Below are 21,675 nucleotides of genomic sequence, written 5' to 3' on the forward strand. Positions count from 1 at the left end.
GCACCGCGCTATCAAGATCGGACGCAGAGCGTCCAGAGCTGCGCTCCCACGCTGGAGCGTGGGAGCGATAAACCGGGATAGCTAGTTGCTGCCGGTACCCGGCAGTTCGCGAGCAAGCTCGCTCCCACGCCCTCCGGGCACGATCAGGTCTTCACGCCGCAGGCGCACGCCTTGGGTCTGGCTGCTTCCAGGCGTCTGCTGCGCTTTCCTCGATGGCTTGCTGGACAGCGCGCTTGCGGCTGTTTTCCGCGCGACGGGTGAAGAACCAGGCCAGGAAGGTTGCCAGTGACACGGCTAGCAGGATCAGGCTGGCAACCGCGTTGATTTCAGGTTTAACGCCCAGTCGCACGGCGGAGAACACTTCCATCGGCAAGGTTGTCGAGCCCGGCCCGGAGACGAAGCTGGCGAGCACAAGGTCGTCCAGCGACAACGCAAACGACATCATGCCACCGGCTGCCAGCGACGGTGCGATCATCGGGATAGTGATCAGCAAGAACACCTTCCACGGACGCGCCCCCAGGTCCATCGCCGCCTCTTCGATCGACAGGTCCAGCTCACGCAGCCGCGCCGAGACCACAACTGCCACGTAGGCCGCGCAGAACGTCGTGTGCGCGATCCAGATGGTCATGATACCGCGCTCCTGCGGCCAGCCAATCATCTGCGCCATGGCCACGAACAGCAGCAACAGCGAGAGGCCGGTGATCACTTCGGGCATTACCAGCGGCGCAGTTACCAGCCCGCCAAAGAACGTCCGGCCCTTGAAGCGGCTGATGCGGGTCAGCACAAACGCGGCCATGGTCCCCAGCGCCACTGCGGCAACGGCGGTGTAGCAGGCGATTTCCAGCGAGCGCATCACCGAGCCCATCAGCTGCGAGTTGTCCAGCAGGCCGACGTACCACTTCACCGACCAGCCGCCCCAGACCGTCACCAGTTGCGAGGCGTTGAACGAGTAGATGACCAGAATCACCATCGGCGCATAGATGAACAGCAAACCCAGAACGAGCATCAGGTTCGAGAATCGAAAGCGGTTCATGCCTTGCCCTCCAGTTCTTTGGCCTGACTGCGGTTGAACAGGATGATAGGCACGATCAGCACCAGCAGCATGATGACCGCCAGCGCCGAAGCCACCGGCCAGTCACGATTGTTGAAGAATTCCTGCCACAGCACGCGGCCGATCATCAGGGTTTCCGGGCCACCCAGCAGCTCGGGAATCACGAACTCGCCGACCACCGGAATGAATACCAGCATGCAGCCGGCGATCACACCGTTCTTGGACAGCGGTACGGTGATTTTCCAGAAGCTGTTGAAAGTGCTCGAACCCAGATCGGACGCGGCTTCCAGCAGGCTGGTGTCGTGCTTCACGAGGTTGGCGTACAGCGGCAAAATCATGAACGGCAGGTAGGAGTAGACCACGCCGATGTACACCGCCAGGTTGGTGTTGAGGATCTGCAACGGTGCGTCGATCAGGCCCAGCCACATCAGGAAGGCATTGAGCAGCCCGTTGTTGCTGAGAATACCCATCCAGGCGTAGACGCGGATCAGGATCGCGGTCCAGGTCGGCATCATGATCAGCAGCAACAGCACGGTTTGCAGGTCTTTACGGGCGCTGGCAATGGCATAAGCCATCGGGTAGCCGATCAGCAGGCACAGCAACGTGCTGATGAAGGCCATTTTCAGCGAGCCCAGATAGGCCGAAACATACAGGTCATCGCCACTGAGCAAGGTGTAGTTGGCGAAGTTGAGGACCATCTGCAGCTTTTCGTCGGCGTAGCTGAAGATCTCGGTGTATGGCGGGATCGCGACGTCGGCTTCGGCGAAGCTGATCTTGAGCACGATCAAAAACGGCAAGGCAAAGAACAGGAACAGCCAGAGGAACGGCACACCGATGACCATCTGCCGCCCGTTGGGCTTTATGCGCTCGAACGCGCGCTTGATCTTGCGGATTTTCATGAGCGCAGTACCACGCCGCTGTCGTCTTCCCACCACACGTAGACTTCATCGCCCCAGGTAGGCCGCGCGCCCTGACGCTCGGCGTTGGCGACGAACGACTGCACCAGTTTGCCGCCCGGCAGCTCGACGTAGAACACCGAATGACCGCCCAGGTAGGCGATATCGTGGACCTTGCCGCGCGACCAGTTGTATTCGAAGCCGGGTTGCTCAGTGGTAACCAGCAGTTTTTCCGGACGCAAGGCGTAGGTGATGTGCTTGTCTTCCACCGACGTACTGACGCCGTGGCCGACATAGATATTGCGCTCCAGCTCGGGGCTGCGGATCAGCGCGTGGGCTTCCATGTCTTCGATCACGTCACCTTCGAACAGGTTGACGCTTCCGATGAATTCGCAGACCAGACGGCTGGTCGGGGTTTCATAGATATCGATCGGGCTGCCGATCTGCGCGATCCAGCCCAGGTGCATGATTGCGATGCGCTCGGCCATGGTCATGGCCTCTTCCTGATCGTGAGTCACCATCACACAAGTCACGCCGACGCGCTCGATGATCTCCACCAGTTCCAGCTGCATCTGCGAACGCAGTTTCTTGTCCAGCGCACCCATTGGCTCATCGAGCAGCAACAGCTTGGGCTTTTTGGCCAGCGAGCGAGCCAGGGCCACACGCTGACGCTGACCGCCGGAGAGCTGGTGCGGCTTGCGCTTGGCGTACTGCGTCATCTGCACCAGCTTGAGCATTTCCGCCACGCGGGCTTCGATTTCCGGCTTGGCCAGCTTGTCCTGTTTCAGGCCAAAGGCGATGTTGTCCGCCACGGTCATGTGCGGGAACAGTGCGTAGGACTGGAACATCATGTTGATCGGACGTTCGTACGGCGGCATGTCGGTAATGTCGACGCCGTCGAGGTAGATACGCCCCTCGGTCGGGCGCTCGAAACCGGCCAGCATGCGCAGCAGTGTGGACTTTCCGGAACCGGAGCCGCCAAGCAGGGCGAAGATCTCGCCCTTGTTGATTTGCAGGGACACGTCGTCCACCGCAATCGTCTCGTCGAACTTCTTCGTGACCCGATCAATCTTGACCAGCACCTCTTTGGGTTGCTGACCGCCTTCGAGGGCTTTCTTGTAGGCGCCGGAGGCAACTGCCATGGGTGAAACTCCCAACAGGTAGGCAACCCGGCCAATACGGCCGGGTGCTGGATTTTTATTTGCCCGACTTGACCTTGGTCCAGCTGCGGGTCATCAGACGTTGCACCTTGGGGGGCAACTCGCTGTTCACGAACAGACGGTCCAGCACTTCCTGAGGCGGGTAAACCGCTGCATCGGTGCGGATTTTCTGGTCCATGAACTCGCCGGAGGCGGGATTGGGGTTGGCGTAGCCGACTTCATCGCTGACCTGGGCAATCACCTTGGGGTCAAGCATGTAATTGATGAAGGCGCTGGCAGCCTTGATGTTTTTCGAGTCTGCCGGAATAGCCAGCATATCGAACCACAGGTTGCCGCCCTCTTTCGGGATGCTGTAAGCGAGCTTCACGCCTTTGCCTGCCTCTTCTGCGCGAGCCTTGGCCTGGAACACATCACCCGAAAATCCTGCGGCAACACAGATGTCGCCATTGGCCAGATCAGTGATGTATTTGGACGAGTGGAAATAGGTCACGTAAGGACGAATCGCCAGCAGCTTGGCTTCGGCCTTCTTGTAGTCCGCTTCCTTGGTGCTGTTGGGGTCCAGCCCCATGTAGTTGAGCACCGCCGGCAACATTTCATCAGCGGAATCAAGAAACGCTACGCCACAGCTGGATAGCTTCTTGATGTTTTCCGGCTCAAACAGCACGGCCCAGGAGTCGATCTTGTCGACGCCCAACACGGCCTTGACCTTTTCGACGTTGTAACCGATGCCGTTGGTACCCCACAGGTACGGCACGGCGTACTGGTTACCCGGATCGTTCTTCTCCAGACGCTTGAGTAGCGCCGGGTCGAGATTCTTGTAATTGGGCAGCAGCGACTTGTCGAGCTTCTGAAACGCGCCAGCCTTGATCTGCTTGCCGAGGAAGTGATTGGACGGCACCACCACGTCATAGCCGGTGCGTCCGGCCAACAGCTTGGCTTCAAGGGTTTCGTTGGAGTCGAACACGTCGTACATCGGCTTGATGCCGGTCGCGGCTTCGAAGTCCGCCAGGGTGGTCTTGCCGATGTAATCGGACCAGTTATAAATATGCACGGTGGATTCAGCCTGAGCACTAATCGACAGTGTCAGCCCGGCAGCCGCCAGCAAGGCTTTGGAAAAAATAGAAATAGACAAAGAATGAGTCCTTTTAACAGAGGGGCCTGAGCGCCGGAGGGCGTCCGGAAAACCAAACCGGCGCGCAACTTACCGTCTATGCGTCCAACCAGCAAAGGTTTAGGCAATATTCCTGTCTGCTGGCTGCTGCGCGGCCAAGGCTACGCAGCATCCACAGGTTTGATGACAGGCTTATTTACCCGACTTTATCTTGGTCCAGCTGCGAGTCATGATCCGCTGCGTGGCAGCAGGCAGGTCAGCGATTGCATACAGTTTGGCCTGTACGTCGGCAGGCGGATAAACGCCAGGGTCACTGGTGATTTCCTTGTCGACCAGCGCCGTTGCTGCCGCGTTACCATTCGGGAAGCGCACTGCGTTGGTGATTTCAGCCATGATTTCGGGCTTCATCAGGAAGGTCATGAACTTGTAGGCACCTTCAACGTTTTCGGCATCCTTGGGAATGGCGACCATGTCATAGAAGCTGCCGGCACCTTCTTTCGGAATGTTGTAGGCAACTTTTACCTTGCCACCGGCTTCCGCAGCACGGGACTTGGCCTGATAGATGTCGCCCGAGTAGCCGACTGCGACGCAGATATTGCCGTTGGCCAGGTCCGAGATGTACTTCGACGAGTGGAAATAGCCAATCGACGGACGAATCTTCATGAACAGCGCTTCAGCTTCGGCGAGCTGCTTCTTGTCCTGAGAGTCGGTCGGGTAGCCCAGGTAATGCAGGGCAATCGGCAGCATTTCGGTCGGCGAGTCGAGGAAGCTGATGCCGCATGATTTCAGCTTGGCAGCGTTCTCGGGCTTGAACAGCAGATCCCACGAGTTGACCGGCGCGTCAGCACCCAGTGCGGCCTTGACCTTGTCCGGGTTGATGCCGATACCGATCGAGCCCCACATGTACGGGAATGCGTGCTTGTTGTCCGGGTCGCTGACCGACACGGCTTTGAGCAACGATTCGTTCAGGTTTTTCCAGTTCGGCAGTTTGGATTTGTCCAGTTCCTGGTAGACGCCCGCCTTGATCTGCTTGGCCAGGAAGTTGTTGGACGGCACAACGATGTCATAGCCGGACTTGCCGGCGAGCAATTTGGCTTCCAGCGTCTCGTTGCTGTCGAAAACGTCGTAGACCACCTTGATGCCCGATTCTTTCTCGAACTTGGCAACGGTGTCCGGCGCGATGTAATCGGACCAGTTATAGACGTGCAGCACTTTATCATCGGCCTGCGCAGCGGCGGCCACAACGCCCATCAGGGACAGCGCGAGAAGGGTCTTGCCAAATTTTTTCATGCGTAGCTCCAATGTATTTTTATCACTGACCGTCAGTTAGCGGCGTGTAGCCATTAGTCTGGCAACTTCCTGGGCAGGCTTTCAAGCCGACACCCGTTAAACAATGCACATTGCGCTTGAATCGACGCTTTTTTCCACGTTTTCAGCCCTGCAATACCGCCAGCGTCAGATCCAGGCATTTGCGAGCCTTTTCCACCAGTTCGTCGATTTCCGCAAAACTGATCACCAGTGGCGGCGCAATGATCATCGTGTCGCCCACGGCCCGCATGATCAGGCCATTATCGAAGCAGAAGGTTCGACAGATCATCCCCGCGCCCTTGTCGGTATAGCGCTCGCGGGTGGTCTTGTCCTTCACCAGCTCGATGGCCCCCAGCAAACCGACACCCCGGACTTCGCCCACCAGCGGATGATCGCTCAACTCACGCAAACGCTTTTGCAAATACGGTGCCGTTTCCGACCTGACCCGTTCGACGATCTTTTCTTCGCGCAGGATACGGATGTTCTCCAGCGCCACCGCCGCAGCCACCGGGTGCCCGGAGTAGGTAAAGCCATGATTGAAATCGCCGCCCTCATTGAGCACCGCAACGACTTCATCACGCACGATCAGGCCGCCCATCGGCACGTACCCGGAGGTGAGCCCTTTGGCGATGGTCATCATGTCGGGTTTGAGGCCGTAGAAATCGCTACCGAACCACTCACTGGTGCGGCCGAAGCCACAAATCACCTCATCGGCGGCGAAAAGGATGTCGTAGCGGGAAAGGATCTCCTTGATCTTCGGCCAGTAGGACTCGGGCGGCACGATCACACCGCCTGCGCCCTGAATCGGCTCGGCAATGAACGCACCGACGTTCTCGACGCCCAGCTCGAGAATTTTCTTTTCCAGTTGCTCGGCAGCCCAGATGCCGAACTCGTCCGGCGTCATGTCGCCGCCTTCGCCGAACCAGTAGGGCTGAGGAATGTGCACAACACCCGGAATAGGCAGGTCGCCCTGCTCGTGCATGTAGGTCATGCCGCCCAGGCTGGCCCCGGCGACAGTGGAGCCGTGGTAGCCATTGACGCGGCTGATGATGGTTTTCTTATTCGGCTGGCCTTTGAGAGCCCAGTAATGACGAACCATACGTAGCATCGTGTCATTACCTTCGGAGCCTGAACCGGTGAAGAACACGTGGTTCATGCCCTGCGGAGCGATTTCGGAAATGGCTTTGGCCAGCTCCAGCACCGGCGGGTGGGCGGTCTGGAAAAACAGGTTGTAATAAGGCAGCTCACGCATTTGTTTGCTGGCAGCGTCGGCCAGTTCTTCGCGGCCATAACCGATGGCTACGCACCACAGGCCGGACATGCCATCGAGGATCTTGCTTCCCTCGCTGTCCCACAAATAAACGCCCTCGGCACGGGTAATAATGCGCGGGCCTTTCTCTTTCAATTGTTTGTAGTCGCTGAACGGTGCCAGGTGATGTTCGCTGCTCAAGGCCTGCCATTCGAGGGTTTGCGGATTATTGTGGGCACTCATGCAGCACTTCCTTTAATTCAGGTCAGTTATCAGAGCGCCGCACACCTGCTGCTGCGGCGCTCTGCGGGATCAGACGGCGAAGAGCAGGAATTCCCGCTCCCACGAGCTGATCACGCGCTTGAAGTTTTCATGCTCGGCGCGCTTGACCGCGACGTAACCGATGATGAACTTCTTGCCCAGGTACTTCTCGATGGTCTTGCTGTTTTCCATGCGTTCCAGCGCGTCTTCGATGGTCAATGGCAGGCGCAGGTTGCGACGCTCGTAGCCACGCCCGACCACCGGCGCACTCGGGTTGATACCTTCAACCATGCCGATGAACCCGCACAGCAGGCTGGCGGCAATGGCCAGATAAGGGTTGGCATCGGCACCTGGCAGACGGTTTTCGACACGACGATTCTGCGGCACGGCGTCCGGCACGCGCAGGCCGACGGTACGGTTCTCTTCGCCCCACTCGACGTTCACCGGTGCCGAGGTGTCAGGCAGAAAGCGGCGGAACGAGTTGACGTTGGGGGCGAACAGCGGCAACAGCTCGGGTATGAACTTCTGCAGACCACCGACGTGGTTCAGAAACAGCTCGCTCATGGTCCCGTCTTCATTGGAGAAGATGTTCTTGCCGGTCTCGATGTCGATGATGCTCTGGTGCAAGTGCATGGCACTGCCCGGTTCGCCGGTCATCGGCTTGGCCATGAAGGTCGCCGCAACGTCGTGCTTGAGCGCGGCTTCGCGCATGGTGCGCTTGAACACCAGAATCTGATCAGCCAGCGAAAGGGCATCACCGTGACGGAAGTTGATTTCCATCTGCGCCGTGCCGTCTTCGTGGATCAGCGTGTCCAGGTCCAGATTCTGCAGTTCGCACCAGTCATAGACGTCTTCGAACAGCGGATCGAATTCGTTGGCCGCTTCGATGGAGAACGACTGACGCCCGGTCTCTGGTCGCCCGGAGCGCCCGATCGGTGGCTGTAGCGGATAGTCCGGGTCGTCGCTACGCTTGGTCAGGTAGAACTCCATCTCCGGCGCCACGATTGGCTGCCAGCCCTGATCGGCGTAAAGCTTGAGGACCTTCTTCAACACGTTGCGCGGCGACAGCTCGATGGGGTTGCCCTGCTTGTCGTAGGTGTCGTGAATCACCTGCGCAGTGGGCTCGACCGCCCAGGGCACCAGATACACCGCGTTCTGGTCGGGACGGCAGATCATGTCGATGTCTGCCGGGTCCAGCAGCTCGTAGTAGATATCGTCTTCTACGTAGTCGCCGGTCACCGTCTGCAACAGCACGCTTTCAGGCAGACGCATGCCTTTTTCAGCGATGAACTTGTTGGTCGGCGAGATCTTGCCTCGGGTGATGCCGGTAAGGTCGGACATCATGCATTCGACTTCGGTAATCTTGTGTTCTTTCAACCAATCGGTGAGCTGGTCGAGGTTGGTACTCATAAATACCTCAGGGTTTTATTGTCCTGATCGTGATCAGGCGTTCCAGACGCATCGGCGTCATGTTGTACAACTCGTTTCGGCAGACGCCGATTAGAGGTAAGGTGACAGCTGCGGGGCCGGATTTCCAGACGGCCGCGGTCACACTGACGAAGCCGTTATAGTGGTAATGTCGAGCATTGAGAGTAGAGCAGACTGGCTTCGATAGCCGTTCAGGGATGTCGCAAGGTGTGGCAACCCACCACGAGCACCGATATCACAGGCATGATGAGCGCTGTACGGACTTGATAGTCGCGTGTCGACCAGGGAAAGGTGAAGCATTGGACCCCCGCTATTGTTGCTCTACTGGGTTGCGATCGAGCTTAGCCTCGTTCATTTTTTTATACAACAACCCGTTAAAAATAGAAGACAGGCCGCTCTAGCTTGTATTTAACAGCGGTCAGAAACGGAATAAAACGCCCTAAATAGCGGCAGAAAAGGCCATATGGCGCAGTTTTAGGGCAAAAAAGGCTCTATTGACTTCATCATGGCTTTCGGATTGACTGAGATCCGCAATCATTGATGATTGATATTTTTAACAACAAAGGTGTTGCATCATGTCGGTACCCCCGCGTGCCGTTCAGCTTAACGAAGCGAACGCGTTCCTTAAGGAACATCCTGAGGTTCTGTACGTTGACCTTCTGATTGCAGATATGAATGGTGTGGTGCGTGGCAAACGCATCGAACGCACCAGCCTCCATAAGGTTTACGAGAAGGGCATCAACCTGCCTGCCTCTTTATTTGCTCTGGATATCAATGGCTCCACGGTGGAAAGCACCGGCCTGGGCCTGGACATCGGTGATGCTGACCGAATCTGTTATCCCATCCCTGACACCCTTTGCAACGAGCCATGGCAAAAGCGCCCTACCGCGCAATTGCTGATGACCATGCACGAACTCGAAGGCGACCCGTTTTTCGCCGACCCGCGTGAAGTATTGCGTCAGGTCGTCGCCAAATTCGACGAAATGGGCCTGACCATCTGCGCGGCATTCGAGCTGGAGTTCTACCTGATCGATCAGGAGAACGTGAACGGTCGCCCACAACCGCCCCGCTCGCCTATTTCCGGCAAACGCCCGCATTCGACACAGGTCTACCTGATCGACGACCTCGACGAGTACGTCGACTGCCTTCAGGACATACTTGAAGGTGCGAAGGAGCAAGGCATTCCTGCCGATGCCATTGTCAAGGAAAGCGCCCCGGCCCAGTTCGAAGTCAACCTGCATCACGTCGCCGACGCGATCAAGGCGTGCGATTACGCCGTATTGCTCAAGCGCCTGATCAAGAACATCGCCTACGATCACGAGATGGACACGACCTTCATGGCCAAGCCCTATCCGGGTCAGGCGGGTAATGGTCTGCACGTTCATATCTCGATCCTGGATCGCGATGGCAAGAACATCTTCACCAGCGAGGATCCCGAGCAGAACGCCGCATTGCGTCACGCAATCGGCGGTGTGCTCGAGACCCTGCCGGCACAAATGGCTTTCCTGTGCCCGAACGTCAACTCGTATCGCCGGTTCGGTGCGCAGTTCTATGTGCCCAACTCGCCCACTTGGGGCCTGGACAACCGCACGGTCGCCGTTCGTGTACCGACCGGCACCGCCGACGCGGTACGTATCGAACACCGCGTTGCCGGTGCCGATGCCAACCCGTATCTGGTAATGGCTTCGGTCCTGGCGGGCGTGCACCACGGCCTGGTCAACAAGGTCGAACCGGGCGCGCCGGTAGAAGGCAACTCGTACGAGCAACACGAACAAAGCCTGCCGAACAACCTGCGCGACGCACTGCGCGAGCTGGACGACAACCCGGTGATGGCCAAGTACATCGATCCAAAATACATCGACATTTTTGTCGCCTGTAAAGAGAGCGAGCTGGAAGAGTTCGAACACTCCATCTCCGACCTCGAGTACAACTGGTACCTGCATACGGTCTGATTGAAGCCGAGTAATACAAAACGCCGCAAAGCCTTGAGCTTTGCGGCGTTTTTGTTTGCGTGAGGAACACTCCTCGTTCCTCACGCTCCAGCGTGGGAATGCCGTGGATGACGCTCCGCGTCACAACTCTGAGGCGCGCCGCATGCTCAAAATCGGACGCAGAGCGTCCAGAAATGCGCAACCACGCGGAGCGTTGGAGCGATAACTGTATGTGACGGCAAGCTAAAACACGATCAAGATTCGTTCAGACAGAATGCCTTACAATAACCACCAGTCCATCCAAGAGCCGCCTCCATGACACGCGCCGCTGCACCTCGTAAACCTCAAGCACGCAGCCAGGCCAGGATCGATTCGATTCTCGACGCCGCGCGTACGTTGCTCGCCGAGCAAGGGGTGGCCAGCCTGTCGATTTACAGCGTGGCCGAACGCGCAGGTATTCCGCCCTCCTCGGTGTACCACTTCTTCGCCAGCGTTCCGGCGCTGCTTGAAGCGCTGACAGCCGATATTCACGCGGCTTTCCGCGCGTCGCTGCAGGCACCTATCGATCACGACCAGCTCTCTACCTGGCGCGACCTGTCGCGTATCGTCGAACTGCGCATGCTGGCCATCTACAACGCCGACGCTGCCGCCCGCCAATTGATCCTCGCCCAGCATGGGCTTACCGAAATCAACCAGGCCGACCGCCAGCACGACATAGAGCTGGGGCATTTGATGCTTGAGGTCTTTGACCGTCACTTCCAGTTGCCTGCGCTGCCGGATGACGTGGACGTGTTTGCGCTGGCGATGGAACTGGGGGATCGCGTGTATGCGCGATCAGTGCAATTGCATGACGAGATTACACCGCGCATGGCTGAGGAAGGGGTGCGGGTGTTTGATGCTTATTTGGGGTTGTATTTGCCGGTATTTTTGGGGAAGCGAGTTATTTAAAGCTCACTATTCACGGATATCCTTCACAACTTCAGAATAAGGCGTAAAACGTTTGCTATATTTTTTTTCTCGCTCGATAAGCCTGGCGCTCAGAGCATTGTACCTCTCAGGATCAAAAGCACTGGTTCCTTTCGACGCCTCCATTAATTCGAGCGCTTTCACTGTAACGTCTAACTCTTTTCGGAAGGTTGTTTCTGCGAACTTGAGTAAGCCTGCCTTGCGCTGTTCATCTGTACCAGATTTATAAAGGTGATTAAAAGCTTTACGTGTTTCTTTATAACTTCTGACCATAGATTTTAAAGTCCCGCCTGCACTCGGACCAACAGACGAGCTGGAAATTGAACTTGTACTTGCCAAGCCCTCACCTGTTGATGACGCAATGGGAAGCGAGGGAGTTGACGAAACAGTAGTAGAGGAATATGGCAAATCATCAACAATGCTAGGCAACTGTGATAACGGTATTTTTTTAGGCGCCCGTATAATTATTCCGGCCCGTATTAATTTATCAAGCAACGCCGCACTTATATGCCCCGACGGATCCCCAAACCCAACCGGATCCCCACCCACATAACCATAAGTATTCAACCCTCCCTCGCCAAACGGGCTCAGACTGTCCGGGCTGTTAAACCGCATCAACACCGGGTTATAAGCCCGATACCCATTCCCCAGCAGATAATGCCCGGTCGCCGGATCTCGTCGCTCGCCATTGAAACCCAGCAAACTGGTTAGTCCGCTTTCAGCCGGATGATGTCCGTAGACGCTATACGCCACAGACTCAACCCCAGTGTTATCCACAAGTTGCAAAACTGAACGTTGCTGATCGGTCGCCAGCAGCGTCGTGTCCACTAGATCATCAACGTGCCGCTGTTGAGCCAATAGCCGGTCTTCATGCTGAAAGACCGTGCTCCGTAAAGCACCCTGAATCTCGGTCGCCAGAACGTTCTTCTGATAGAAGCGCTGGATATCTTCCTGCCCCGCCAGCGAGCTGGAAGCCAGACGGTCCAGCGGGTCGTAGCGATAGCGGCATAAAACTGCTTGGGCTGAAGAGGTCATGGCTGATGCTTCAAATAGAACCAGCCATCAGCATCCAGCAAAACCGATACTTCGCCTACCTCACATAATTGCTAGGTAAACAGCAAAAAACCCCGGAGGGCCAGGACCGTCCGGGGTGTTTTTTACCCATTGTTTACAGCTTGGCGATGGAGACTTCTGTCGACTTCACGAAGGCGATGACTTCGCTGCCGACGACCAGCTCCAGCTCTTTTACCGAGCGGGTGGTGATGACCGAGGTCACAACGCCGGAAGCGGTCTGTACGTCGATTTCCGACAGTACATCGCCGTGGACGATTTCCTTGATGGTGCCTTTGAACTGGTTGCGAACGTTGATGGCTTTGATAGTCATGGCATGTCTTCCTTTGGGGATCAGGGTTAATTTGCCCAGCGCAATTGCGTGGGCAGTGGCGAAAACGGTTCCGGGTCAGGTGGCGAGCCGGGGATGGCCAATACGCGGTTGAGCACTTCGGCTTCCAGCGCAGCAAGGCGGTGCGAGCCGCGAGCACGTGGCCGTGGCAGGTCGACCAGAAGGTCGAGGCCGATCTGGCCTTCTTCGATCAGGATCACGCGGTCGGCGATGGCGACTGCCTCGCTGACATCGTGAGTAACCAGCAGTACCGTGAAGCCGTATTGGCCCCACAGTTTTTCAATCAGTTGCTGCATTTCGATGCGGGTCAAAGCGTCCAGCGCGCCCAACGGCTCGTCGAGTAACAGCAGGCGCGGCTTGTGAATCAGCGCACGCGCCAGAGCAACACGCTGCTTCTGGCCACCGGACAATGCCGCTGGCCACTCGTTGGCGCGTTCGGCAAGGCCGACGGCCTCGAGCGCTTCGAGTGCTTGCGCACGCCAGTCGCCGCTCAGGCCAAGGCCGACGTTGTCGATGATCTTCTTCCAGGGCAACAGGCGCGCCTCCTGGAACATCAAGCGCGTGTCCTCGCGGGCATCGTCCAGCGGCGCAGAGCCTGCAAGCAATTGACCCTCGGTTGGCTTGTCGAGACCGGCAAGCAGGCGCAGCAAGGTACTTTTACCGCAGCCACTACGGCCGACGATGGCGACGAACTGACCGGCCGGAATATGCAGGTCGATGTCCTTGAGCACTTCGCGAGTGCCGAACGCTTTTTTCAGGTTGCGGACTGCCAGCGGAATACCGCGCAGCAAATGTGGAGGTTGCTGTTTCAGACTGGTCATGCGGCACCGCCTTTGCTCACTTGATAGGCCGGGTGCCAGCGCAGGCACACACGTTCAAGGCCTCGCGCCGCAAGATCGGCCAGTTTGCCGAGGACGGCGTACAACACAATGGCCAGTACCACGATGTCGGTTTGCAGGAATTCCCGCGCATTCATCGCCAGGTAACCGATGCCGGAGCTGGCAGAAATGGTTTCCGCCACGATCAGCGTCAGCCACATGAAGCCCAGCGCAAAGCGCACACCGACCAGAATCGAAGGCATAGCACCTGGCAGGATCACATGCCGGAACAGGCTGAAACCTGACAGGCCATAGCTGCGGGACATTTCTACCAGCGCCGGATCGATGTTGCGGATGCCGTGGTAGGTATTCAGATAAATAGGGAACAGCGTGCCCAGCGCGACCAGAAATATCTTCGCTGTCTCGTCGATGCCGAACCACAGGATGACCAGCGGAATAAGCGCCAGGTGCGGCACGTTACGGATCATCTGCACCGAGCTGTCCAGCAGGCGCTCGCCCCATTTGCTCAGGCCGGTGATAAAGCCCAGAGCCAGACCGATGCCGCCGCCGATGGCGAAACCGATCCCGGCACGCCAGCCGCTGATAGCCAGATGGGTCCAGATTTCGCCACTCGCGACCAGATTGATACCCGCCTCAATGACTGCGCTGGGTGCGGGCAGAATGCGTGTGGATAACCACCCGGCGCTGACCGACAGCTGCCAGACGGCCAACAACAGGACTGGAAGTGCCCAGGGCGCCAGTCGGTGAATGATGCGTTGCGAAGCACTGAGGCTCATGGAGTTGTCTCCTCGAAGGGCCTGACGATCACTGTGCTTGAGCAACAGCAGCAGGAGGTGTCCAGACCACATCAGCAATGCTGAGCGGCTTCGGAATCAGTTTGAGCTGGTAGAAGGTGTCAGCAATTTTCTGCTGCGCCGCTACAACCGGTGGAGTAATGAACAGCGCACCGTAGCCTTGGCGTTTTACCGAGGTCAGGGTGATATCGGCGGGCAGCCCCAGCAACGGCGCAACCTGTTTGGTCACTTCATCGGGGTGGGCCTTGGACCATTCGCCCACTGCACGAACTTCTTCGATCAGGGCTTGAATCACCTTCGGATTCTTTTGTGCGTAAGGCTTGGTCGCCAGATAGAACTGGTGGTTGTCGACGATGCCGGTGCCGTCTTTCAAGGTCCGCGCCTGCAATTGCTTTTCAGCTGCGGCCTGGTACGGGTCCCAGATGACCCAGGCGTCTACGCTGCCGCGCTCGAAAGCGGCACGCGCATCAGCCGGGGGAAGGAAGACAGTCTGGATATCGGTGTACTTCAGGCCTGCATCTTCCAGTGCCTTGACCAACAGGTAATGGACGTTGGAGCCTTTATTGAGGACGACTTTCTTGCCTTTCAGGTCTTTGACCGAGGTAATGGGCGAGTCTTTGGGCACCAGGATGGCTTCACTGGTCGGCGCTGGCGGCTCGTATGCGACGTACAGCAGATCCGCGCCTGCGGCCTGAGCGAAAACCGGTGGTGTTTCACCGGTCACGCCGAAATCAATCGAGCCCACGTTCAGACCTTCAAGCAACTGCGGACCGCCCGGAAATTCTGTCCACTGAACCTTTACGCCCTGCTCGGCCAGGCGCTTCTCCAGTGAACCCTTGGCCTTGAGCAGCACCAGCGTGCCGTATTTCTGATAACCGATGCGCAGATCTTCCGCCTGGGCCTGGGTGACCGCGCCAAGCGCGACCGCAGCAGCAAACAGAGCGACAAGGCCTCGACGCAAAATGACAGTGCGCATATGCGCTCCTTTAGCGGGTGTTGGGTAGTGCCTGCTCAGCCAGTCACAGACGAACAAGGCGGGAATAGGGACGACATTAACAGCACTTTTTTATATCTATAAATCTTATTTATTCATTTAGTTATTCCATAAATGAATATAAAGAGCAGCACTATTTTTCAACTATCCTGCCGCGTGCTACGGCGGCATGCCGTTCTGAACGCTCTGCGTCCGATCTTGAGTATGCGGCGTGGCGCATATCCATGACGCGGAGCGTCACGACAGGCATTCCCACGCTGGAGCGTGAGGAACGATGATCTCAACGATCGTGCGACGCTCTGCGTCCGATCTTGAACAGGCGGCGGAGCGTCACTAGCGGCATTCGTACGCTGGAGCGTGAGGAACGATGATCTCGACTATCGTGCGACGCTGCGCGTCGCATGCCGTTCTGGACGCTCTGCGTCCGCGCTTGATCGAGCAACGCAGTCGGCGGCTATGAGGGAGGAATAAAAAAGGGCCGATAAATCGGCCCGAATAACCCCACGCTTGGTAGATCGAAAATCAGCGGTTTGGCTGTGGCGTCAGGCGCAGATAGGGCGTGACGGCCTTGTAGCCCTTGGGAAAGCGTTGCTTGATCTCGGCTTCGTCTTTGATCGACGGCACAATCACTACATCATCGCCGTCCACCCAATTGGCGGGCGTGGCAACCTTGTAGTTGTCGGTCAATTGCAGAGAGTCGATAACGCGCAGAACCTCGTGGAAATTACGCCCGGTACTCGCCGGATAAGTAATCGTCAGGCGTACTTTCTTGTTCGGGTCGATCACGAACAGCGAGCGCACAGTCAGTGTGTCGTTGGCATTGGGATGAATAAGGTCATACAGGTCGGAGACCTTGCGGTCGGCATCGGCCAGAATCGGGAAGTTAACCTGGGTGTTTTGCGTAGTGTTGATGTCATCGATCCACTTGATGTGCGAATCAACCGGGTCGACCGACAACGCAATGGCTTTCACACCGCGCTTGGCAAACTCGTCCTTCAATTTGGCGGTGAAGCCCAGTTCAGTGGTGCACACAGGCGTGAAGTCTGCAGGATGAGAAAACAACACGCCCCAGCTGTCGCCGAGCCATTCATGGAAACGGATACGACCTTCGCTGGATTCCTGCTCGAAGTCAGGGGCGATGTCGCCAAGTCGCAGTGTCATGGTGTTGCTCCTTGTCTGTATCGGGTAGGCCTTGGTATGACGTTACTGTGCGCCCTGCTGAGAAAAGTTAAAAAGAATAAATAATGCGCTTGATAGACCTGCCAGGAATATCAAAAAACGGGCAAAAGAAACCCCGCACGGGGCGGGGTTTCTTCAAGCTTCAGTACACTTACAAAAAGTTGTAGGTGTAGTTGAAGAGGATACGGGTTTGATCGGTATCAGCAGTAGTAGCGACGTCACCGCGGAAGCTGCCGTGACGTACAGTGGTGCCGAAGCCTTTCAACACGCCGCTTTGAATCACGTAGTCAACGCGCATATCGCGTTCCCACTCGGAGTGAGTACCCAGATTGCGGTTTACGTCACGGATGTCATCACCGCTCAAGTAAGCAATCGCAGCCTTCAGACCAGGAACACCGACCTTGGCAAAGTCATACGAGTACTGACCGAATGTGGTGTTTTCACCAGCACGGTTGAAGCCGTTGATCATCGAATCGGTGAACAGGTAGAAGCTTGAGCCGCCGTTACCTTCAGGACGACCGCGACCATCCACTACGTTACCTTGACCAAGGTAGACCATGCCGCCGCTGTCACCCACTTGCTGGTGACCAACCATGAGCGCGTGACCACCCAGGGAGTAAGTGAACATGGCAGACCAGGTCTGGTTGTCGACTTCACCGGTGTGAGAGGCGTAACCACCGTTGTTGTTGAAACGATAGCCTGCTGCGGCCTGGCTGTTTTTGCCGTCAGCGCTGCTGTTGAAATAACGCAGGTCAGTCTTGAAGGACTGGTTGTCGCTGATCGGGTAAACATGAACCAGACCCAGGAAGTGCTGCTTGTAGAAGTCTTCCAGGTTGGCGTAGTAGTACTGCAAGGTCAGGTCTTTGGTGACTTTCCAGTCAGCACCAGCGAAACGGAACTGGTCGGAGCCCTGAGTAGCACCGGCAACGGACAGGTCAGTCCAGTTGCTCGAAGCACGGCCGATGGACTTGTTCAATTGACCAGCGGTGAAGGTAACGCTGTCCAGATCCTTCGAAGTCAGGATGCCGCCCTCAAAAGCTTGAGGCAGCAGGCGACCATCGTTGCTGACCAGAATTGGCAGGTTCGGTGCCAGAGCGTTACCGACCTTCAATTCAGTTTTGGAGAAGCGCATCTTGGCGTTGGCGCCGACACGGGACCAGTCGCTGACCGAAGAACCATCAGTATCGGTCGGCACAACGGTGTTGGCCGTGTTAACAGTGTGGTGTTCAATGCCGCCGCCCAGATGGAGACCCATCACGGCTTGTGCATCAAGACCAAAACCAACGGTGCCCTGGGTAAAGCCCGAGGTGTAGTCAAATTTCAGGCCGGTAGCGGTTTCGCGCTGATCGGATGCACGAAAGCCTTCACGCAGGTCGTTATTGAAATACAGAGTACGAGAACTAACGGACGCTTTGCTGTCTTCAAGGAAACCAGCTGCACCGGCCTGCTGGGCCAATACACCGACTGTTACGGCCAAGGCCAGGGTGGACTTCTTCATTAACTACGCTCCTCGTGAATCTAATTTTTTATGTCTCCGGTGCCGGGCGTTGCCCTGACCCAGAGATATTGCGATAGGTGACAGTCCCGACCTGGAGGTCAATGGATTCTGTACACCCCGACTTTTGACTAGACCGCGCATGTCGGTGGCCGCACGTTAGTGAAAAATCTTCATACTCAAAAGAAACCGTTTTGCAGCTTCTAAGAACAATCAGGCATATGTCACAACTCGTGTCAGCCAGGACGTCACGGAGTGTATCGACCTAATCGGGTAATTCCCAAAATTTATTTCGGTACCGTTCGTCAGATCTTTTGGTTTTGTACCAGTGACCGGCCAAATCGAGACCAGCCGGTCATAGTCCCCAACGGCAGAGCGCAATTTGCCTGCCAGTAAAAGCCTTGTAAAACGGGCACTTCAGAGAGATTAGTGAAGAAATATGACAGTTGTCACCACTTTGATGGCCAGCGCCCTGCGGTCATGAAATATTTTCTAAAAACCGCTCCAAATACGCTTTTTCAGCGTTTTTTACCGTCTCAAACTTGCGCTCAACTGTAGCCCAGGTGAACAAAAAAGCAATTTTGGTGTCCGGGCCGTGACGCCCGAGCCGATTGGCAGATGCGTAACAGGTCCCTGATGTGCAGATCGGTTCTGCAGATGGCTCTAAAAACACTTCATAAGCTAATTCCGAAAAGTTCTTTATTTGCAGATTCTTAGATCAATTAGCCTCCTTATCCAGCCAGTCCTCGGCCCGTCTGATTCGGAGCGTCATCATGAAACTGCATTTTTCCCTGCGCTTGCTGACTGCGCTGTCGTTGACTGGCGCAACATTCATTGCACAGGCAGCAGACTTTACCGTCGCCTACCAGACCACCGTCGACCCGGCCAAGGTTGCCCAGGCCGATAACGCCTACGAAAAAGCCACTGACTCGAAAATCGCCTGGCGCAAGTTCGATAATGGTGCGGACGTCATCACCGCAATCGCATCCGGCGACGTACAGATCGGCTATCTCGGTTCAAGCCCCTTCACAGCCGCCGCTACACGCAAACTCCCGGTGGAGACCTTTCTGATAGCCACGCAGATCGGCGCTGCCGAGGCGCTGGTTGCCCGTAATGGCTCGGGGATCAACTCACCACAGGACCTGATCGGCAAGAAAGTGGCCGTGCCCTTTGTCTCCACCGGCCATTACAGCCTGCTTGCAGCGCTCAAACACTGGAATATCGATCCGGCCAGGGTCACGATCCTCAACCTCGCGCCGCCTGCCATTGCTGCGGCCTGGAAGCGCGGCGACATTGATGCCACTTACGTCTGGGACCCGGCGCTGGGCGTCGCCAAGGAAACCGGCAAGGTGCTGATCACTTCAGGCGAACTGGCGAAAGTCGGAGCACCGACCTTCGATGCCTGGATTGTGCGCAAGGACTTCGCCAGCAAACACCCGGAAGTTGTCAGCGCCTTCGCCAAGGTAACGCTCGATGCCTACGCCCGGTATCGCCAGGACCCCGCTGCATGGATCGCCAACCCGGCCAACGTCGACAAGCTGACCCGACTGTCTGGCGCCAAGGCGTCTGACGTACCCGGCCTGTTGCAAGGCAATGTCTACCCGCTGGCTGCCGAGCAGACGGCGCTGCTGGGTACACCGACCATCGAGGCGGTAACCAAAACCGCAGCATTCCTTAAAGAACAGGGCAAGGTCGACGCGGTACTGCCTGACTACTCACCGTACGTCAGCGCCCGGTTCATCCCACGCTAAACGCTCTCAGCACAAGGAGACACGCATGGCGCTATTACAGCTGGAGCGTATTGGCGCTCAGTACCCCGGTGCCGCGGCACCCGTGCTGGCGGACATCAACCTGAGCCTGGGCCCACAGCAACTGCTGGTTGCGCTCGGCCCTTCCGGCAGCGGTAAAACCTCGTTGTTGAACCTCATCGCCGGCTTCATCAAACCCGGCAGCGGCCGCATTACTCTCGACGGCATTCCCGTGGAGGGCCCGAGCGCAGAGCGTGGCGTAGTTTTTCAGGATGATGCCTTGCTGCCCTGGCAGGACGTGTTGGCCAATGTTGCGTTTGGCCTGGAACTGGCGGGTGTCGGCCGTTCGGAACGTGAAGCCAGAGCGCGGGAGATGTTGGCACTGGTGGATCTGGCCGGTTTTGACCAGCGGCGAATATGGCAGCTGTCCGGTGGACAACGGCAACGCGTCGGCCTGGCCAGAGCGCTGGCAGCCGACCCGCGCATCCTGTTGATGGACGAGCCATTCGGTGCGCTGGATGCCTTCACCCGTGAGCAGATGCAGGAGCTATTGCTGCAAGTCTGGCAACGTACCGCCAAGCCGGTGTTTCTGATAACCCACGATATAGAAGAAGCGGTTTTCCTCGCCACCGACCTTGTTCTGTTCGCCCCTAACCCCGGTCGTATCGCCGAGCATCTGCACCTGGACTTCGGCCTTCGCTATAGCGCTGGCGAATCAGCCCGCGCGATAAAGTCTGACCCGCGTTTTATCGAAACCCGCGAGCATGTGCTGACCAGCGTGTTTTCCCAGCGCACCCGGGAGCAGCGTGTATGAGTAGCCTTGAGCCTGTTGGCAGCCATGAGCTTATAGATAGCCGCGAACTGACCGGAATCAGCCAACCGTTCGCCAAACAACCGGCTGCCCCCACGCCGAAGGTTTATTTGAGCACCCGAGCGATCAGCATCCTGACCCTCGCCGTACTGCTGATTCTTTGGTGGGCCGTAACTGCCGGGGGCTGGATCGAGCCGCTGTTCCTGCCACCGCCAGCGGATGTGCTGAGCAAAGGCTGGCTGCTGGCAACCAAGGGCTACATGGACGCCACACTCTGGCAGCATCTGGGCGCCAGCCTGCAACGCATCGGTCTGGCGCTGGCCGCGGCAATTTTGACAGCCATCCCGATAGGAATCGCCATCGGCCATAACCGCATCGCTCAGGGGATATTCGACCCGCTGATCGAGTTTTACCGACCGATACCACCGCTGGCCTACCTGCCGCTGATCGTTATCTGGTTCGGTATCGGCGAATTCTCCAAGGTACTACTGATTTATCTGGCGATCTTCGCGCCGATTGCCATTGCCACGGCTACCGGCGTTCGCACCGTGGACCCGACCAAAGTGCGCGCGGCACAGTCGCTGGGCGCGACGCGCTGGCAGTTGATTCGGCACGTGGTCCTGCCCAGCGCACTCCCGGACATTCTTACCGGTATTCGCATCGGCCTGGGCGTGGGCTGGTCGACGCTGGTGGCCGCAGAGCTTATTGCTGCCACCAGCGGGCTGGGATTCATGGTGCAGTCGGCGGCGCAGTTTCTGGTGACAGACGTTGTGGTGCTGGGGATTCTGCTGATCGCCGTGATCGCTTTTGCCATGGAGCTGGGCCTGCGCGCACTGCAACGCAGGCTGGTGCCCTGGCATGGTCAGCAGCATTAATGCATCAGTATGGGTGTGTGCGTCGTTGCGGTGCGCAAATTGAGTGCATGCGCTGATACCGCATTGCGGGGCCTGGCGCGACATTCAGGGCGACCAGATGCCAGCGCCGAGCATTCACAGCGGCTGACTCATCAACCAATCCAAGGTTTTCGAATATGAAAAATACTTAATAAATTC

18 protein-coding genes and 1 pseudogene are annotated in these 21,675 nt (G+C 57.3%); 5 read left to right on the forward strand and 14 right to left on the reverse strand.

What is annotated here, in order from left to right; translation table 11 throughout:
- Window positions 1-151 precede the first annotated feature (151 nt).
- The 7 genes from AO068_RS05845 to AO068_RS05875 all read right to left on the reverse strand — a co-directional run bounded on the left by AO068_RS05845 (window position 152) and on the right by AO068_RS05875 (window position 8,446).
- Window positions 152-1,033: an ABC transporter permease subunit gene (locus tag AO068_RS05845; protein ID WP_058407883.1), complete on the reverse strand. Its 882-nt coding sequence runs from the start codon at window positions 1,031-1,033 to the stop codon at window positions 152-154.
- Window positions 1,030-1,950: an ABC transporter permease subunit gene (locus tag AO068_RS05850; RefSeq protein ID WP_003372160.1), complete on the reverse strand. Its 921-nt coding sequence runs from the start codon at window positions 1,948-1,950 to the stop codon at window positions 1,030-1,032. Before AO068_RS05850 ends, AO068_RS05845 begins: the two co-directional genes overlap by 4 nt.
- Window positions 1,947-3,089 carry a polyamine ABC transporter ATP-binding protein gene (gene potA, locus AO068_RS05855; protein ID WP_058400076.1) on the reverse strand — a complete coding sequence of 381 codons (1,143 nt, stop codon included), beginning with the start codon at window positions 3,087-3,089 and terminating at the stop codon, window positions 1,947-1,949. The genes AO068_RS05850 and potA overlap by 4 nt, the downstream gene beginning before the upstream one ends.
- Window positions 3,090-3,144: 55 nt before the next feature.
- Entirely contained in the window at window positions 3,145-4,239 is a 1,095-nt protein-coding gene (locus AO068_RS05860; RefSeq protein WP_011169790.1) for a polyamine ABC transporter substrate-binding protein, read from the reverse strand.
- Window positions 4,240-4,410: 171 nt separating this feature from the next.
- Window positions 4,411-5,508 (reverse strand): polyamine ABC transporter substrate-binding protein, encoded by a 1,098-nt coding sequence (locus AO068_RS05865; protein ID WP_004663257.1) that lies wholly within the window; start codon window positions 5,506-5,508, stop codon window positions 4,411-4,413.
- Window positions 5,509-5,650: 142 nt separating this feature from the next.
- Window positions 5,651-7,018, reverse strand: a complete 1,368-nt coding sequence (locus AO068_RS05870; RefSeq protein WP_058407884.1) for an aspartate aminotransferase family protein — start codon at window positions 7,016-7,018, stop codon at window positions 5,651-5,653.
- A gap of 69 nt (window positions 7,019-7,087) precedes the next feature.
- Complete coding sequence (locus tag AO068_RS05875; RefSeq protein ID WP_002555767.1) at window positions 7,088-8,446, reverse strand: glutamine synthetase family protein; 1,359 nt, start codon at window positions 8,444-8,446, stop codon at window positions 7,088-7,090.
- Window positions 8,447-9,039: 593 nt separating this feature from the next.
- On the opposite strand from AO068_RS05875, the gene AO068_RS05880 reads away from it, so the two are divergent.
- A complete protein-coding gene (locus AO068_RS05880) occupies window positions 9,040-10,416 on the forward strand; it encodes a glutamine synthetase family protein (RefSeq protein WP_003413528.1) in 1,377 nt (458 codons plus the stop codon).
- A 294-nt stretch (window positions 10,417-10,710) separates the two neighbouring features.
- Window positions 10,711-11,343 carry a TetR/AcrR family transcriptional regulator gene (locus AO068_RS05885; protein ID WP_058407885.1) on the forward strand — a complete coding sequence of 211 codons (633 nt, stop codon included), beginning with the start codon at window positions 10,711-10,713 and terminating at the stop codon, window positions 11,341-11,343.
- 6 nt (window positions 11,344-11,349) lie between these two features.
- Here AO068_RS05885 and AO068_RS05890 read toward each other — a convergent pair whose 3' ends face one another.
- The 7 genes from AO068_RS05890 to AO068_RS05920 form a co-directional block, all read right to left on the reverse strand.
- On the reverse strand, window positions 11,350-12,396 hold the full coding sequence (locus AO068_RS05890; protein ID WP_058407886.1) for an RHS repeat-associated core domain-containing protein: 1,047 nt from the start codon (window positions 12,394-12,396) through the stop codon (window positions 11,350-11,352).
- A 133-nt stretch (window positions 12,397-12,529) separates the two neighbouring features.
- Window positions 12,530-12,745 carry a TOBE domain-containing protein gene (locus AO068_RS05895; RefSeq protein WP_002555770.1) on the reverse strand — a complete coding sequence of 72 codons (216 nt, stop codon included), beginning with the start codon at window positions 12,743-12,745 and terminating at the stop codon, window positions 12,530-12,532.
- A 26-nt stretch (window positions 12,746-12,771) separates the two neighbouring features.
- Complete coding sequence (gene ssuB, locus AO068_RS05900; RefSeq protein WP_002555771.1) at window positions 12,772-13,584, reverse strand: aliphatic sulfonates ABC transporter ATP-binding protein; 813 nt, start codon at window positions 13,582-13,584, stop codon at window positions 12,772-12,774.
- A complete protein-coding gene (ssuC, locus tag AO068_RS05905) occupies window positions 13,581-14,378 on the reverse strand; it encodes an aliphatic sulfonate ABC transporter permease SsuC (protein ID WP_004655051.1) in 798 nt (265 codons plus the stop codon). The genes ssuB and ssuC overlap by 4 nt, the downstream gene beginning before the upstream one ends.
- A 28-nt stretch (window positions 14,379-14,406) precedes the next feature.
- Entirely contained in the window at window positions 14,407-15,372 is a 966-nt protein-coding gene (locus tag AO068_RS05910; protein ID WP_002555773.1) for a sulfonate ABC transporter substrate-binding protein, read from the reverse strand.
- A 540-nt stretch (window positions 15,373-15,912) separates the two neighbouring features.
- Window positions 15,913-16,551: a peroxiredoxin gene (locus AO068_RS05915; protein WP_058407887.1), complete on the reverse strand. Its 639-nt coding sequence runs from the start codon at window positions 16,549-16,551 to the stop codon at window positions 15,913-15,915.
- Between the two features lie 169 nt (window positions 16,552-16,720).
- On the reverse strand, window positions 16,721-18,067 hold the full coding sequence (locus AO068_RS05920; RefSeq protein WP_054071664.1) for an OprD family outer membrane porin: 1,347 nt from the start codon (window positions 18,065-18,067) through the stop codon (window positions 16,721-16,723).
- Window positions 18,068-18,837: 770 nt separating this feature from the next.
- Between AO068_RS05920 and tauA the strand changes: the two genes are divergently transcribed.
- From tauA to tauC, 3 genes and pseudogenes are all read left to right on the forward strand, one after another.
- Window positions 18,838-19,815, forward strand: a complete 978-nt coding sequence (gene tauA, locus AO068_RS05925; RefSeq protein ID WP_058407888.1) for a taurine ABC transporter substrate-binding protein — start codon at window positions 18,838-18,840, stop codon at window positions 19,813-19,815.
- A 25-nt stretch (window positions 19,816-19,840) separates the two neighbouring features.
- Entirely contained in the window at window positions 19,841-20,626 is a 786-nt protein-coding gene (gene tauB, locus AO068_RS05930; RefSeq protein WP_058407889.1) for a taurine ABC transporter ATP-binding subunit, read from the forward strand.
- 107 nt (window positions 20,627-20,733) lie between these two features.
- Window positions 20,734-21,498, forward strand: a pseudogene (tauC, locus tag AO068_RS05935) (taurine ABC transporter permease TauC); the annotation flags it as partial.
- Window positions 21,499-21,675 lie beyond the last annotated feature (177 nt).

Origin of the sequence: Pseudomonas sp. ICMP 3272, assembly GCF_001466905.1 — a bacterium.
GTDB classification, from domain to species: domain Bacteria; phylum Pseudomonadota; class Gammaproteobacteria; order Pseudomonadales; family Pseudomonadaceae; genus Aquipseudomonas; species Aquipseudomonas amygdali.

Bases quoted from the DNA above. Each gene is read 5' to 3' on its own strand.
- AO068_RS05845 (WP_058407883.1), bottom strand. From the start codon at position 1,033: ATGAACCGCTTTCGATTCTCGAACCTGATGCTCGTTCTGGGTTTGCTG.
- AO068_RS05850 (WP_003372160.1), bottom strand. From the start codon at position 1,950: ATGAAAATCCGCAAGATCAAGCGCGCGTTCGAGCGCATAAAGCCCAAC.
- potA (WP_058400076.1), bottom strand. From the start codon at position 3,089: ATGGCAGTTGCCTCCGGCGCCTACAAGAAAGCCCTCGAAGGCGGTCAG.
- AO068_RS05865 (WP_004663257.1), bottom strand. From the start codon at position 5,508: ATGAAAAAATTTGGCAAGACCCTTCTCGCGCTGTCCCTGATGGGCGTT.
- AO068_RS05870 (WP_058407884.1), bottom strand. From the start codon at position 7,018: ATGAGTGCCCACAATAATCCGCAAACCCTCGAATGGCAGGCCTTGAGC.
- AO068_RS05875 (WP_002555767.1), bottom strand. From the start codon at position 8,446: ATGAGTACCAACCTCGACCAGCTCACCGATTGGTTGAAAGAACACAAG.
- AO068_RS05880 (WP_003413528.1), top strand. From the start codon at position 9,040: ATGTCGGTACCCCCGCGTGCCGTTCAGCTTAACGAAGCGAACGCGTTC.
- AO068_RS05885 (WP_058407885.1), top strand. From the start codon at position 10,711: ATGACACGCGCCGCTGCACCTCGTAAACCTCAAGCACGCAGCCAGGCC.
- AO068_RS05890 (WP_058407886.1), bottom strand. From the start codon at position 12,396: ATGACCTCTTCAGCCCAAGCAGTTTTATGCCGCTATCGCTACGACCCG.
- AO068_RS05895 (WP_002555770.1), bottom strand. From the start codon at position 12,745: ATGACTATCAAAGCCATCAACGTTCGCAACCAGTTCAAAGGCACCATC.
- ssuB (WP_002555771.1), bottom strand. From the start codon at position 13,584: ATGACCAGTCTGAAACAGCAACCTCCACATTTGCTGCGCGGTATTCCG.
- ssuC (WP_004655051.1), bottom strand. From the start codon at position 14,378: ATGAGCCTCAGTGCTTCGCAACGCATCATTCACCGACTGGCGCCCTGG.
- AO068_RS05910 (WP_002555773.1), bottom strand. From the start codon at position 15,372: ATGCGCACTGTCATTTTGCGTCGAGGCCTTGTCGCTCTGTTTGCTGCT.
- AO068_RS05915 (WP_058407887.1), bottom strand. From the start codon at position 16,551: ATGACACTGCGACTTGGCGACATCGCCCCTGACTTCGAGCAGGAATCC.
- AO068_RS05920 (WP_054071664.1), bottom strand. From the start codon at position 18,067: ATGAAGAAGTCCACCCTGGCCTTGGCCGTAACAGTCGGTGTATTGGCC.
- tauA (WP_058407888.1), top strand. From the start codon at position 18,838: ATGAAACTGCATTTTTCCCTGCGCTTGCTGACTGCGCTGTCGTTGACT.
- tauB (WP_058407889.1), top strand. From the start codon at position 19,841: ATGGCGCTATTACAGCTGGAGCGTATTGGCGCTCAGTACCCCGGTGCC.